This window comes from Escherichia sp. WS338 (genome assembly GCF_046486405.1).
Lineage (GTDB): Bacteria > Pseudomonadota > Gammaproteobacteria > Enterobacterales > Enterobacteriaceae > Escherichia > Escherichia coli.
On record NZ_JBJQLL010000025.1, the window covers coordinates 1 to 14,131 of the forward strand.

Genomic DNA, 14,131 nt, shown 5'->3' on the forward strand with positions numbered 1-14,131 from the left:
CAGTTGCCAGACCGCAAGGTGTTTTAACAAATCAAAAGGGGTTTTAATAACTGGCTCAAAGCTGAAAGCTTTCCGGAACCCCCAGCCTAGCTGGGGGTTTTCTGTGCACAAGAAAAAAGGCCCGCAAGCGGACCTTTTATAAGGGTGGGAAATGACAACTTAGATCTTTTTAAAGATCAAAGAACCATTAGTGCCACCGAAGCCGAAGGAGTTACACAGCGTGTATTCCATTCCGCTGACCTGACGTGCTTCGTGCGGTACGAAATCCAGATCGCAACCTTCATCCGGGTTATCCAGGTTGATGGTTGGCGGAACAGCCTGATCGCGCAGCGCCAGGATGGAGTAGATAGATTCTACTGCACCCGCCGCACCTAACAGGTGACCGGTCATAGATTTCGTGGAGCTTACCAACACACGGCTTGCAGCTTCACCGAAGATGGTTTTCACCGCCTGCGCTTCAGCTTTATCGCCAGCCGGCGTAGAAGTACCGTGAGCGTTAACGTAGCCAATCTGACTCGCTTCAATGCCTGCATCACGCAGAGCATTTGCCATTGCCAGAGCTGCGCCTGCGCCATTTTCTGGCGGTGACGTCATATGATAAGCATCGCTGCTCATACCAAAGCCGACGAGTTCAGCGTAAATTTTCGCACCGCGTTTTTTCGCGTGTTCGTACTCTTCAAGTACCAGCATACCGGCACCATCGCCCAGTACGAAACCATCACGCTCTTTATCCCACGGGCGGCTCGCCGCTTGCGGGTTATCATTGCGGGTAGATAATGCACGTGCCGCGCCAAAACCACCAACGCCCAGCGGCGTACTGGCTTTCTCTGCGCCACCTGCAACCATCACGTCAGCATCGCCATACGCGATAATACGCGCAGCATGGCCAATGTTGTGCACGCCGGAAGTACAGGCGGTCGCGATAGAGATGCTTGGGCCACGCAGGCCATACATGATAGTCAGATGACCTGCCACCATGTTCACAATCGTTGACGGAACGAAGAATGGGCTGATCTTACGTGGACCACCGTTCATCAGAGATGTGTGGTTTTCTTCGATCAGTCCGAGGCCGCCAATCCCGGAGCCAATTGCGGCACCAATGCGGGTTGCGTTCTCTTCCGTTATTTCAAGGCCAGAATCCTGCATGGCCTGAACGCCAGCGACAATTCCATATTGAATGAAGGCATCCATCTTGCGCTGTTCTTTGCGCGAGATAATGTCCTCACAGTTAAAATCCTTTACTAAGCCAGCAAATTTCGTTGCATAGGCGCTAGTATCGAAATGGTCGATTAGGCTGATGCCACTCTGACCGGCAAGCAGAGCTTTCCAGGTAGACTCTACGGTATTGCCGACAGGAGACAACATGCCCAGTCCGGTCACAACTACACGACGCTTAGACACGTTTGTCCTCCAGGGAGGGAAAAAATGATTCTAGTGGGACAAAAAGATAAAACTCAGGCGGTCGAACGACCGCCTGGAGATGTTCACTTACGCCTGGTGGCCGTTGATGTAATCAATGGCAGCCTGAACGGTGGTGATTTTCTCAGCTTCTTCGTCCGGAATCTCAGTATCAAACTCTTCTTCCAGAGCCATTACCAGCTCAACGGTGTCAAGAGAATCCGCGCCCAGGTCTTCAACGAAAGAAGCATTGTTGGTAACTTCTTCCTGCTTAACGCCCAGCTGTTCGCCGATAATTTTCTTAACGCGTTCTTCGATAGTGCTCATACTCTTAAATTTCCTATCAAAACTCGCTTTCGCGATGGTTTTCGTAGTGTATAAAATGTTGAAAAATTTGCAACTAAATCCCGGCAGGTCTTACCACGATTTTACGTTATTTTGAGGCCTTACCCCCCAATAACGCAAATCATTTTGCACTAATTATTACTCATAACCACGCAGACTGCGCGCAACATGAGCATTTTGTGCAAATCGCGGTCAGACCATGTACATCCCGCCGTTCACATGCAAAGTTTCACCCGTGATGTAAGCTGCTTCGTCGGATGCCAGGAATGCAACCGCGTTGGCGATTTCCTGTGCGCCGCCGAGGCGACCCGCAGGAACCTGCGCCAGGATACCCGCACGCTGGTCATCGCTCAGCGCACGTGTCATGTCCGTTTCAATAAAGCCCGGAGCAACAACGTTTACAGTAATACCGCGTGACGCAACTTCGCGCGCCAGTGATTTACTGAAGCCGATCAAGCCCGCTTTCGCCGCAGCGTAGTTGGCCTGACCGCCATTTCCCATGGTACCAACCACAGAACCGATAGTGATAATACGACCATGACGCTTTTTCATCATAGCGCGCATTACCGCTTTTGACAGACGGAAAACAGATGAAAGGTTGGTTTCGATAATATCGTTCCACTCTTCATCTTTCATTCGCATTAACAGGTTATCACGAGTGATACCGGCATTATTGACCAGGATATCCACTTCACCAAATTCTGCGCGAATTTTTTCCAGAACAGATTCGATAGATGCCGGGTCGGTCACATTCAACATCAGACCTTTGCCGTTGGCACCTAAATAATCAGTGATCGCCTGAGCGCCATTTTCACTGGTCGCAGTGCCGATAACTTTCGCGCCACGGGCTGCGAGCGTTTCAGCAATTGCGCGGCCAATTCCGCGGCTTGCACCGGTTACCAGTGCGATTTTTCCTTCAAAATTCATGATTTTCCTCTTTTAAAGCTCGAGCGCCGCTGCCATCGCTGAAGGTTCGTTCAGCGCCGAGGCGGTCAGGGTGTCGACAATGCGTTTCGTCAGGCCAGTAAGCACTTTGCCCGGGCCGACTTCATAGAGATGTTCTACGCCTTGCGCTGCCATGTATTCAACAGACTTCGTCCACTGAACCGGGTTATACAACTGACGTACCAGTGCGTCACGGATGGCATCACCATTGGTTTCGCATTTCACATCAACGTTATTCACAACAGGAACTGTTGGTGCGTTAAAGGTGATTTTCGCTAATTCTACTGCCAGTTTGTCGGCTGCTGGTTTCATCAGCGCACAGTGAGACGGTACGCTCACTGGTAACGGCAGAGCGCGTTTTGCGCCCGCAGCTTTACAGGCAGCGCCAGCACGCTCAACTGCTTCTTTATGACCGGCAATAACCACCTGTCCCGGAGAGTTAAAGTTTACCGGAGAAACGACCTGACCTTCTGCAGCTTCTTCACACGCTTTCGCAATAGACGCATCATCCAGACCGATGATTGCCGCCATAGCACCCGTTCCTTCCGGTACGGCTTCTTGCATGAACTTGCCGCGCATCTCAACCAGACGCACCGCATCAGCGAAATCAATCACACCAGCGCAAACCAGCGCGGAGTATTCCCCCAGGCTGTGACCGGCCATCATTGCCGGTGCTTTACCGCCCTGCTGCTGCCATACGCGGTACAGCGCAACAGATGCAGTCAACAGCGCAGGCTGGGTTTGCCAGGTTTTATTCAGTTCTTCAGCTGGCCCCTGCTGTGTCAGCGCCCACAGGTCGTAGCCCAGCGCCGCAGAAGCTTCAGCAAACGTTTCTTCGACAATTGGATAGCTCGCCGCCATATCAGCCAGCATTCCAACGGTTTGAGAACCCTGTCCAGGGAACACAAATGCAAATTGCGTCATGTTTTAATCCTTATCCTAGAAACGAACCAGCGCGGAGCCCCAGGTGAATCCACCGCCAAAGGCTTCAAGCAGAACCAACTGCCCCGGCTTAATGCGCCCGTCGCGTACAGCTTCATCCAGAGCGCACGGGACAGAGGCCGCAGAGGTATTACCGTGGCGATCCAGCGTCACCACGACATTGTCCATCGACATGCCGAGTTTTTTCGCTGTTGCACTGATAATACGCAGGTTAGCCTGATGCGGAACCAGCCAGTCCAGTTGAGAACGGTCAAGATTATTCGCCGCCAGCGTCTCATCTACGATGTGCGCCAGTTCTGTTACCGCAACCTTGAAGACTTCGTTGCCCGCCATCGTCAGATGAATTGAATTCTCTGGATTCACACGGTCAGCATTAGGCAGCGTCAGCAACTCACCATAGCTACCGTCGGCATGCAGATGGGTGGAGATGATTCCCGGCTCTTCAGAGGCAGCCAGCACCGCAGCGCCCGCGCCATCGCCAAAAATAATAATAGTCCCACGATCGGTTGGATCGCAGGTGCGCGCCAGTACATCGGAACCGACGACCAGAGCATACTTCACCGCCCCAGATTTCACGTATTGATCGGCTACGCTTAATGCATAGGTGAAACCTGCGCAGGCTGCTGCAACGTCAAATGCCGGGCAACCTTTAATGCCCAGCATGCTTTGAATCTGACAAGCTGCGCTCGGGAAAGCGTGCGTAGCTGAAGTCGTTGCCACAACGATCAGGCCAATCTGGTCTTTCTCAATGCCCGCCATCTCAATTGCGCGTGTCGCCGCTTCAAAGCCCATGGTTGAAACGGTTTCGTTTGGCGCGGCAATGTGGCGTTCGCGGATACCGGTACGAGTGACAATCCACTCGTCAGAGGTGTCCACCATTTTTTCCAAATCGGCGTTTGTCCGCACTTGTTCGGGCAGATAGCTGCCAGTACCAATAATCTTCGTATACATGTACGCTCAGTCACTTTTCGGTTATATACCGTCACTTGCAAACTGCGAGTTCGCTGGCAGCGTCCTGCTACCGCAGAGTTCCGCTTTTGCCACCGTCCAGCAGCTCAAAACCAGCTGGGTATACAGATTCCAGGCGAGCGGCAATTCGCTGAGGAACTTGTCGCTGCACCGCCTGCACTGCCTGTTCAATCGCGACCGCAAAAGCTCGCTGATTGGCTGCACCATGACTTTTTATCACCGTGCCGCGCAATCCTAACAGACAGGCGCCGTTATACTGGTCGGGGTTGAGGTGACTGAATCGCCTCGTCAGGCTCTTTTGTAGCCAACGCTTTAATAACAGTAGCCACCACGACCGTTTTTTCCCTTCACCCTGAGATTTCAGCAGAGAAAGGAACATCCTGACAACACCTTCCATCGTCTTTAATGTGACATTTCCTGTAAAGCCGTCACAAACCAGCACATCTGTCTTGCCAGTTAACAACTCATTGGCTTCAAGATAGCCGATATAATTGATAGAAGGGATTGTTTTAAGCACCGCTGAGGCATCCCGAATACTGTCGAGACCCTTTACTTCTTCTTCACCAATATTGAGCAACGCCACGCGAGGATTGGGAATTTCCACCACCTCTTCAGCCAGGACTGAGCCCATAATGGCAAATTGCACCAACATGGTGCTGTCACAATCGACGTTGGCCCCTAAATCGAGGACCACCGTTTTGCCCTTTTGCTGATGCGGTAATACCGTCACCAGCGCCGGACGCTCAATCCCCTCCAGGGGCTTGAGTAATAATTTTGCCAGCCCCATCAGCGCCCCGGTATTACCGGCACTGACACAGGCTTGCGCTCGACCTTCTTTCACCAGCTCCAGGGCCACGCGCATTGAACTCCCACGACTGGCGCGGATAGCTTGCGAAGGCCGGGCATCACTGGCGATAACTGACTGCGCAGGAATAATCTGCAGACGCGAACGTTGTTCAAAGTCAGCTTTAGCAAGTAATGGCGTGATGGCGTCGGGATTGCCGACTAAAAGAAGAGTGAGTTGCGAATTAGAATTCAGTGCCTGCAATGCTGCAGGCACTGTCACGGAAGGGCCAAAATCCCCTCCCATGACATCTAACGCCAGGGTTAGACGTGTCAAGGTATCGTCGCCGCCCGGTTTGGTCTTTCCCCAGTTGCCTGGGGAAAATCCTCACTAAGCTTCATCACGCAGACGCGTGATTACTTAGCGATGACCTTGCGGCCGCGGTAGTAACCGTCGGCAGTGATGTGGTGACGCAGGTGTTTTTCACCAGAAGTTTTGTCTACAGACAGGCTGGTGACTGCGGTCAGCGCGTCATGGGAACGACGCATGCCACGTTTGGAACGGGTTGGTTTATTCTGTTGTACGGCCATGGACCTTACTCCTCAATTACGGTTTATCCCCGATCCAACGGGGAGCACCAATTACTTACGCTTTAAGCTGGCTAATACGGCAAATGGGTTTGGCTTTTGCGCTTCTTCAGGCAGTTCACCAAAGACCATGTCCGCTTCGGACACTTCACAGTGTTCAGAATCATGCACCGGAACTACCGGCAAGGCGAGGATGATTTCATCTTCAACCATTGCAAGCAGATCGATTTCACCGAATTCGTTAACCTCAATCGGTTCATACGCTTCCGGCAGTGCTTCAGCCTGTTCGTCTGAACGCACAGGACTAAAACAATACGTTGTGTAGACCTGATGAGTAAACGGCTTCCCGCAACGCTGACACTCGAGCGTTACCGTCACCTTCGCATCGCCGTTTAACACTGCGAGACGTTGGTTATCGATAGCGAACGACATGGAGCATTCCACATCACTGTCCACACTGACTACGGATTCGGCGACGCGCTCAACCTGATCAGGGGTATAGATACCCTGGTAATCAAGGCGTTTTTGAGCCGTACGAACCGGATCGAGAGTCAGGGGTAATTTTACCTTTTGCATAGGGCGCGCATATTAACTTTGTAACGTCATAGAGTCAAAGAAAAAGGCAGCCTGTGGTTGCCTTTTGCCAATAATTCGCACACATTGCGGGTTACTGCTTTATTTTCGTTCAGTGCTGATAACGAACATCAACCTGCAAAACGAAGCGCATAGTTTAAAATGGCTATCATCAATACGCTATATCTGATGGAAAAAAATATGCCTAAACTTATTTTAGCCTCCACCTCGCCCTGGCGTCGCGCTCTTCTGGAAAAACTGCAAATCTCTTTTGAATGTGCAGCACCCGAGGTCGACGAAACTCCACGCAGCGACGAATCACCGCGACAGTTGGTGCTTCGACTGGCACAAGAAAAGGCGCAATCTCTGGCGTCACGTTATCCGGATCATTTAATTATTGGTTCAGACCAGGTATGTGTTCTTGATGGCGAAATCACCGGTAAACCGTTAACGGAAGAAAATGCCCGTCTGCAATTACGCAAAGCCAGCGGCAATATCGTCACCTTCTATACTGGACTGGCGTTGTTTAATTCGGCGAATGGGCATCTACAAACAGAAGTGGAGCCTTTTGACGTCCATTTCCGTCACCTGAGCGAGGCGGAGATTGATAATTACGTGCGTAAAGAGCATCCCCTGCACTGCGCGGGTAGCTTTAAGAGTGAAGGATTTGGCATTACTCTGTTTGAGCGTTTAGAGGGGCGTGATCCTAACACGCTGGTTGGTTTACCGCTAATCGCGCTGTGTCAGATGTTACGTCGGGAAGGGAAAAACCCGCTGATGGGATAGTTTTTTGCGCCGGATGCGGTTACTTCGCATCCGGCAATCGGTGCTGGCGGCCTGATGCGGCGTAAACGCCTTATCAGGCCAACCGCCCATTATCATGCTTATATGCTCGTATTAGCGCGCGTTACGCAGTTTTTGCAAACAACGCTTCAAACCTTCATCCATCGGCGCTTCGATACGCATCACCTCACCGGTCCCCGGATGAGTAAACTTCAACGCTGCAGCGTGCAGGAACAGGCGATTTAATCCCGTGCCTGCTTCAGTGAGCTGTCTGTCAAATTCACGGTCACCGTAGCGATCGTCAAAGGCAATCGGATGACCCGCATATTGTGTATGCACACGGATCTGATGAGTACGCCCTGTTACCGGGCTACAACGCACCAGGGTGGCAAATGCATAGCGTTCTTCCACTTTAAAGCGTGTTTCCGACGGTTTGCCTTCCTGACTCACACGCACGATACGTTCGCCGCTTTGCAGAATATTTTTCAGTAACGGTGCTTGAACGCTCTTCACATGCGACTGCCACTGACCGCGCACCAGCGCCAGGTAATCTTTTTGCATCCCTTTTTCACGTAGTTGCTCATGCAGAGAACGCAACGCCGAGCGTTTTTTCGCTACCAGCAACACACCTGAAGTGTCCCGGTCGAGACGATGAACCAGTTCAAGGAACCGCGCTTCCGGGCGCAACGCCCGCAAACCTTCGATAACGCCGAAGCTTAAACCACTGCCGCCATGTACCGCCGTACCGGAAGGTTTATTCAGCACCAGGATATGGTCATCTTCATATAAGATGACGTCCGCCAGCGCCGCCACCTTTTGCAGATGTGGCGAAACCGCCTCTTCTTCCCGCTCAGCAATGCGAACCGGTGGAATACGCACCTCATCACCCGCTTCGAGTTTATATTCAGGCTTAATACGTTTTTTGTTCACCCGCACTTCGCCTTTACGCAAAATACGGTAAATCATACTTTTTGGTACGCCTTTCAATTGAGTACGCAAAAAGTTATCGATACGTTGCCCCGCTTCGTCAGCGGTGATAGCAACAATTTTTACGGATGGAGTCTCTGTTTTCATGGTGGGCGATTCTAATTAGCCAACAGGATTCGCGCCACTCATTTTTCTATGCTTATATTTAGTTTTGCACCTTATTACTTCACTACGTGATCACTTTATTGATGGTTATTAAACCAATCACCAGCAAGAAGTGAAAAAACTGTGAGTAAGCGGGTGATAAATGGTAAAAGTCATCTTGCTATAACAAGGCTTGCAGTGGAATAATGAGGCCGTTTCCGTGTCCATCCTTGTTAAAACAAGAAATTTTACGGAATAACCCATTTTGCCCGACCGATCATCCACGCAGCAATGGCGTAAGACGTATTGATCTTTCAGGCAGTTAGCGGGCTGCGGGTTGCAGTCCTTACCGGTAGATGGAAATATTTCTGGAGAGTAATACCCAGTCTGTTTCTTTGATAATTGCGCTGTTTTTCCGCATGAAAAACGGGCAACCGACACTCTGCGCCTCTTTGAGCTGACGATAACCGTGAGGTTGGCGACGCGACTAGTCACGAGGCCATCGGTTCACACCCGGAAAGGCGTTACTTTGCCCGCAGCTTAGTCGTCAATGTAAGAATAATGAGTAAGTTACGATGAAAAGAATGTTAATCAACGCAACTCAGCAGGAAGAGTTGCGCGTTGCCCTTGTAGATGGGCAGCGTCTGTATGACCTGGATATCGAAAGTCCAGGGCACGAGCAGAAAAAGGCAAACATCTACAAAGGTAAAATCACCCGCATTGAACCGAGTCTGGAAGCTGCTTTTGTTGATTACGGCGCTGAACGTCACGGTTTCCTCCCACTAAAAGAAATTGCCCGCGAATATTTCCCTGCTAACTACAGTGCTCATGGTCGTCCCAACATTAAAGATGTGTTGCGTGAAGGTCAGGAAGTCATTGTTCAGATCGATAAAGAAGAGCGCGGCAACAAAGGCGCGGCATTAACCACCTTTATCAGTCTGGCGGGTAGCTATCTGGTTCTGATGCCGAACAACCCGCGCGCGGGTGGCATTTCTCGTCGTATCGAAGGCGACGACCGTACCGAATTAAAAGAAGCACTGGCAAGCCTTGAACTGCCGGAAGGCATGGGGCTTATCGTGCGCACCGCTGGCGTCGGCAAATCTGCTGAGGCGCTGCAATGGGATTTAAGCTTCCGTCTGAAACACTGGGAAGCCATCAAAAAAGCCGCTGAAAGCCGCCCGGCTCCGTTCCTGATTCATCAGGAGAGCAACGTCATCGTTCGCGCATTCCGCGATTACTTACGTCAGGATATCGGCGAAATCCTTATCGATAACCCGAAAGTGCTCGAACTGGCACGCCAGCATATCGCTGCATTAGGTCGCCCGGATTTCAGCAGCAAAATCAAGCTGTACACCGGCGAGATCCCGCTGTTCAGCCACTACCAGATTGAGTCGCAGATTGAGTCCGCCTTCCAGCGTGAAGTTCGTCTGCCATCCGGTGGTTCCATTGTTATCGACAGCACCGAAGCGTTAACCGCCATCGACATCAACTCCGCACGCGCGACCCGCGGCGGCGATATCGAAGAAACCGCGTTTAACACCAACCTCGAAGCTGCCGATGAGATTGCTCGTCAGCTGCGCCTGCGTGACCTCGGCGGCCTGATTGTTATCGACTTCATCGACATGACGCCAGTACGCCACCAGCGTGCGGTAGAAAACCGTCTGCGTGAAGCGGTGCGTCAGGACCGGGCGCGTATTCAAATCAGCCATATTTCTCGCTTTGGCCTGCTGGAAATGTCCCGTCAGCGTCTGAGCCCATCACTGGGTGAATCCAGCCATCACGTCTGCCCGCGCTGCTCCGGTACCGGTACCGTGCGTGACAACGAATCGTTGTCGCTCTCTATTCTGCGTCTGATCGAAGAAGAAGCGCTGAAAGAGAACACTCAGGAAGTTCACGCCATTGTTCCTGTGCCAATCGCGTCTTACCTGCTGAATGAAAAACGTTCTGCAGTGAATGCGATTGAAACTCGTCAGGACGGCGTGCGCTGTGTGATTGTGCCAAACGATCAGATGGAAACCCCGCACTACCATGTGCTGCGCGTGCGTAAAGGGGAAGAAACTCCAACCTTAAGCTACATGCTGCCGAAGCTGCATGAAGAAGCGATGGCGCTGCCGTCTGAAGAAGAGTTCGCTGAACGTAAGCGTCCTGAACAACCTGCGCTGGCAACCTTTGCCATGCCGGATGTGCCGCCAGCTCCAACCCCAGCTGAACCTGCCGCGCCTGTTGTAGCCCCAGCACCTAAAGCTGCAACGGCAACACCAGCATCTCCTGCACAACCAGGGTTGTTGAGCCGCTTCTTCGGCGCACTGAAAGCGCTGTTCAGCGGTGGTGAAGAAACCAAACCGGCCGAGCAACCAGCACCGAAAGCAGAAGCGAAACCGGAACGTCAACAGGATCGTCGCAAGCCTCGTCAGAACAACCGCCGTGACCGTAATGAGCGCCGCGACACCCGTAGTGAACGTACTGAAGGCAACGATAATCGCGAAGAAAACCGTCGTAATCGTCGCCAGGCACAGCAGCAGACTGCCGAGACGCGTGAGAGCCGTCAGCAGGCTGAGGTAACGGAAAAAGCACGTACCACCGACGAGCAGCAAGCGCCGCGTCGTGAACGTAGCCGCCGCCGTAACGATGATAAACGTCAGGCGCAACAAGAAGCGAAGGCGCTGAATGTTGAAGAGCAATCTGTTCAGGAAACCGAACAGGAGGAACGTGTACGTCCGGTTCAGCCGCGTCGTAAACAGCGTCAGCTCAATCAGAAAGTGCGTTACGAGCAAAGCGTAGCCGAAGAAGCGGTAGTCGCACCGGTGGTTGAAGAAACTGTCGCTGCCGAACCAATTGTTCAGGAAGCGCCAGCTCCACGCACAGAACTGGTGAAAGTCCCGCTGCCAGTCGTAGCGCAAACTGCACCAGAACAGCAAGAAGAGAACAATGCTGATAACCGTGACAACGGTGGCATGCCGCGTCGTTCTCGCCGCTCGCCTCGTCACCTGCGCGTGAGTGGTCAGCGTCGTCGTCGCTATCGTGACGAGCGTTATCCAACCCAATCGCCAATGCCGTTGACCGTAGCGTGCGCGTCTCCGGAACTGGCCTCTGGCAAAGTCTGGATCCGCTATCCAATTGTACGTCCGCAAGATGTACAGGTCGAAGAGCAGCGCGAACAGGAAGAAGTACAAGTGCAGCCGATGGTGACTGAGGTCCCTGTCGCCGCCGCTGTCGAACCGGTTGTTAGCGCGCCAGTTGTTGAAGAAGTGGCTGAAGTTGTAGAAGCCCCCGTTCAGGTTGCCGAACCGCAACCGGAAGTGGCTGAAACGACGCATCCTGAAGTAATTGCCGCCGCGGTAACTGAACAGCCGCAGGTGATTACCGAGTCTGATGTTGCCGTAGCCCAGGAAGTTGCAGAACACGCAGAACCGGTGGTTGAACCGCAGGAAGAGACGGCTGATATTGAAGAAGTTGCCGAAACTGCTGAGGTTGTGGTTGCTGAACCTGAAGTTGTTGCTCAACCTGCCGCGCCAGTCGTCGCTGAAGTCGCAGCAGAAGTTGAAACGGTAGCCGCGGTTGAACCAGAGATCACCGTTGAGCATAACCACGCTACCGCGCCAATGACGCGCGCTCCGGCACCGGAATATGTTCCGGAGGCACCGCGTCACAGTGACTGGCAGCGCCCTACTTTTGCCTTCGAAGGCAAAGGTGCCGCAGGTGGTCATACGGCAACGCATCATGCCTCTGCCGCTCCTGCGCGTCCGCAACCTGTTGAGTAATAATTAGCTCAAGTAATCAAGCCCTGGTAACTGCCAGGGCTTTTTTATTTCAGGGGTAGCATCTTTGCTGTAATGACATTAGCGTTACATGTACTGTATAATTATCATCCACGCAAAGCCGAAGGATATATTTATGCCAGCAGCCAATAACATTCCAGCCAGGCGCGAATCTTTAAACTTGCGCATAAAACCCGCAGAACGCGATCTTATTGACCGGGCCGCTAAAGCCCGAGGAAAAAATCGCACCGAATTTGTCCTTGAGGCCGCCAGAGCCGCAGCTGAAGAGGCGCTCATTGAGCAGAGAATTTTCAGGATCGATTCTGATGATTATCAGCTATTTTTGAATCGTCTGGATCAGCCCCCCGCGCCCAATGCTGCATTACGCAAAACCATGCAAACACCCGCGCCGTGGGAGCAAAAAAAATGATTCAGGCCCCCGAGCCACTCATGGCAAGGCATCAATTCACCTCTTTTTGCTCGGGAGTAGAAACGATGGATAACTGGCTAAAGCAGAGAGCCCTAAAAAATCAGCTTGCCGGCGCATCACGTACATTTGTTAGCTGTGATACGTATAGCAACGTTTTGGCATATTATTCGCTTGCTTCCAGCGCCGTTGAAACGTATGTCGCGACAGGACGATTTCGCCGAAATATGCCAGAACCGATCCCTGTTGTAGTACTTGGTCGTCTGGCAATAGATAAATCATTACAGGGTCAGGGCATCGATCGTGCGATGGTCAGAGATGCCGGTCTACGAGTACTACAGGCGGCTGAAGTCATTGGTATTCGCGGAATGTTGGTCCATGCGTTATCAGACCAGGCCCGTGAGTTTTATCTGCGAGTGGGGTTTGAACCATCGCCTGTCGATTCTATGATACTGATGGCAACATTGGCTGATTTGCAGGAATGTCTTAAATAGTTCGTTATGTCTCATGCAAAAAAATGCCCGCCCCGGCGATCCCAGAGCAGGCAGACAAAACATACCCAGTTTCATGATATGTTTTAAAGCGAAATTATTTGTTGAGCTGGAAGAGCGACAATCCCTGCATATCGGTAAATGCTTTATACGACGCCTGCAATGCCGTTTGCTGCATGATGTAAGATGAAATAGTTGCATTCCAGTCCACATCAACCAGATCGCTCATCTGCTGCGTTTGCCCTAAAGCGCGATCGCTACCTAATGAATCCAGCGACTCCAGTTCGTTCAGCTGCGTGCCTAATTCCGCGCGAACAGTCAGCACATTGTTCAGCGAGTTTTTCAGTCCGCGGTTGGTTTTATCCAGTGCCGCAGCGGCGGTTTCTTTATCCGCTTCGCTATCCGCGACCGGCGTTTTCAGGGCTGCGATGGCGCTATCCAGCATGGCAAAAAGATTGGTTTCAGAAGCGCTACCGTCTGGTTCCGCTACCGCGTTGCTGGTAATACTGTCGAAAATTTTGTCACCCGTGTGCCCTATCACCATCGAACGCGAAGCATCGACCTGTTGTTTAATACTTTCTGCTCCGCCTTCGTATTTTCCATCCGCCTCGCTAAACGGTGCGGATTCTGTTTTATAACCGGCAAAAATGTAGCGCCCGTTACCGTCAGTGGTGTTCGCCAGATTCAGCAACTGGTCACGAAGCCCCTGAATATCCGTAGCCAGCGAGGCCCGGTCATCGTCACTCAAGGTGCCATTGCTGGCGTAGACAATTTTTTCCTGAGCATTCTGGATAGCGGTGGTGACCTGGCTAAGTACACTCTCTTCCAGTGACACTTTTTGAGTGGCGAAAGTACGCGCCAGCGTGTACTGGCTGTTTTGCGCCTGTGCCTGGGAGAGAACAACAGCTTGTGATGCAGCAATGGGATCATCTGAAGGGTTAACGACTCGCTTACCCGTCGACATCTGTTCGCCGTACTTCATCCATTCTGCCTGAGAATTGGTGATACCACGCATGTTTTGCTGGTACATCATCTGGGTACTGAAACGCATCTTATCT

Annotated in this window: 14 protein-coding genes; 4 read left to right on the forward strand and 10 right to left on the reverse strand. The window is 52.0% G+C overall.

Going from position 1 to position 14,131, the window contains the following annotated elements:
* Nucleotides 1-159: 159 nt before the first annotated feature.
* The 8 genes from fabF to yceD form a co-directional block, all read right to left on the reverse strand.
* Nucleotides 160-1,401, reverse strand: coding sequence for a beta-ketoacyl-ACP synthase II (gene fabF / locus ACJHWT_RS18705; protein ID WP_000044679.1), 1,242 nt, complete (start codon nucleotides 1,399-1,401; stop codon nucleotides 160-162).
* An 87-nt stretch (nucleotides 1,402-1,488) separates the two neighbouring features.
* Nucleotides 1,489-1,725 (reverse strand): acyl carrier protein, encoded by a 237-nt coding sequence (gene acpP / locus ACJHWT_RS18710; protein ID WP_000103754.1) that lies wholly within the window; start codon nucleotides 1,723-1,725, stop codon nucleotides 1,489-1,491.
* Between the two features lie 210 nt (nucleotides 1,726-1,935).
* On the reverse strand, nucleotides 1,936-2,670 hold the full coding sequence (gene fabG, locus ACJHWT_RS18715; RefSeq protein ID WP_001008539.1) for a 3-oxoacyl-ACP reductase FabG: 735 nt from the start codon (nucleotides 2,668-2,670) through the stop codon (nucleotides 1,936-1,938).
* 12 nt (nucleotides 2,671-2,682) lie between these two features.
* A complete protein-coding gene (gene fabD / locus ACJHWT_RS18720; protein WP_000191372.1) occupies nucleotides 2,683-3,612 on the reverse strand; it encodes an ACP S-malonyltransferase in 930 nt (309 codons plus the stop codon).
* A 15-nt stretch (nucleotides 3,613-3,627) separates the two neighbouring features.
* Complete coding sequence (gene fabH / locus ACJHWT_RS18725) at nucleotides 3,628-4,581, reverse strand: beta-ketoacyl-ACP synthase III (protein WP_000288132.1); 954 nt, start codon at nucleotides 4,579-4,581, stop codon at nucleotides 3,628-3,630.
* A gap of 67 nt (nucleotides 4,582-4,648) precedes the next feature.
* A complete protein-coding gene (gene plsX, locus ACJHWT_RS18730) occupies nucleotides 4,649-5,719 on the reverse strand; it encodes a phosphate acyltransferase PlsX (RefSeq protein ID WP_000197578.1) in 1,071 nt (356 codons plus the stop codon).
* Nucleotides 5,720-5,799: 80 nt separating this feature from the next.
* On the reverse strand, nucleotides 5,800-5,973 hold the full coding sequence (rpmF, locus tag ACJHWT_RS18735; RefSeq protein ID WP_000290727.1) for a 50S ribosomal protein L32: 174 nt from the start codon (nucleotides 5,971-5,973) through the stop codon (nucleotides 5,800-5,802).
* Nucleotides 5,974-6,024: 51 nt separating this feature from the next.
* Nucleotides 6,025-6,546: a 23S rRNA accumulation protein YceD gene (gene yceD, locus ACJHWT_RS18740; protein WP_001174481.1), complete on the reverse strand. Its 522-nt coding sequence runs from the start codon at nucleotides 6,544-6,546 to the stop codon at nucleotides 6,025-6,027.
* A gap of 198 nt (nucleotides 6,547-6,744) precedes the next feature.
* Here yceD and yceF point away from each other — a divergent pair, with 198 nt between their 5' ends.
* Entirely contained in the window at nucleotides 6,745-7,329 is a 585-nt protein-coding gene (yceF, locus tag ACJHWT_RS18745) for a 7-methyl-GTP pyrophosphatase (RefSeq protein WP_001125202.1), read from the forward strand.
* 111 nt (nucleotides 7,330-7,440) lie between these two features.
* On the opposite strand, the gene rluC is transcribed toward yceF, so the two are convergent.
* Nucleotides 7,441-8,400, reverse strand: a complete 960-nt coding sequence (rluC, locus tag ACJHWT_RS18750; RefSeq protein WP_000846329.1) for a 23S rRNA pseudouridine(955/2504/2580) synthase RluC — start codon at nucleotides 8,398-8,400, stop codon at nucleotides 7,441-7,443.
* A 572-nt stretch (nucleotides 8,401-8,972) separates the two neighbouring features.
* Here rluC and rne point away from each other — a divergent pair.
* The 3 genes from rne to ACJHWT_RS18765 all read left to right on the forward strand — a co-directional run bounded on the left by rne (nucleotide 8,973) and on the right by ACJHWT_RS18765 (nucleotide 13,076).
* On the forward strand, nucleotides 8,973-12,158 hold the full coding sequence (rne, locus tag ACJHWT_RS18755; protein WP_000827395.1) for a ribonuclease E: 3,186 nt from the start codon (nucleotides 8,973-8,975) through the stop codon (nucleotides 12,156-12,158).
* A gap of 133 nt (nucleotides 12,159-12,291) precedes the next feature.
* Nucleotides 12,292-12,585 (forward strand): DUF1778 domain-containing protein, encoded by a 294-nt coding sequence (locus ACJHWT_RS18760; RefSeq protein ID WP_001110446.1) that lies wholly within the window; start codon nucleotides 12,292-12,294, stop codon nucleotides 12,583-12,585.
* Nucleotides 12,582-13,076, forward strand: a complete 495-nt coding sequence (locus tag ACJHWT_RS18765; RefSeq protein ID WP_000613624.1) for a GNAT family N-acetyltransferase — start codon at nucleotides 12,582-12,584, stop codon at nucleotides 13,074-13,076. Before ACJHWT_RS18760 ends, ACJHWT_RS18765 begins: the two co-directional genes overlap by 4 nt.
* Nucleotides 13,077-13,170: 94 nt before the next feature.
* Here the strand turns inward: ACJHWT_RS18765 and flgL are convergent, their stop codons facing one another.
* Nucleotides 13,171-14,124 carry a flagellar hook-associated protein FlgL gene (gene flgL / locus ACJHWT_RS18770; RefSeq protein ID WP_001212762.1) on the reverse strand — a complete coding sequence of 318 codons (954 nt, stop codon included), beginning with the start codon at nucleotides 14,122-14,124 and terminating at the stop codon, nucleotides 13,171-13,173.
* Between the last annotated feature and the right edge of the window lie 7 nt (nucleotides 14,125-14,131).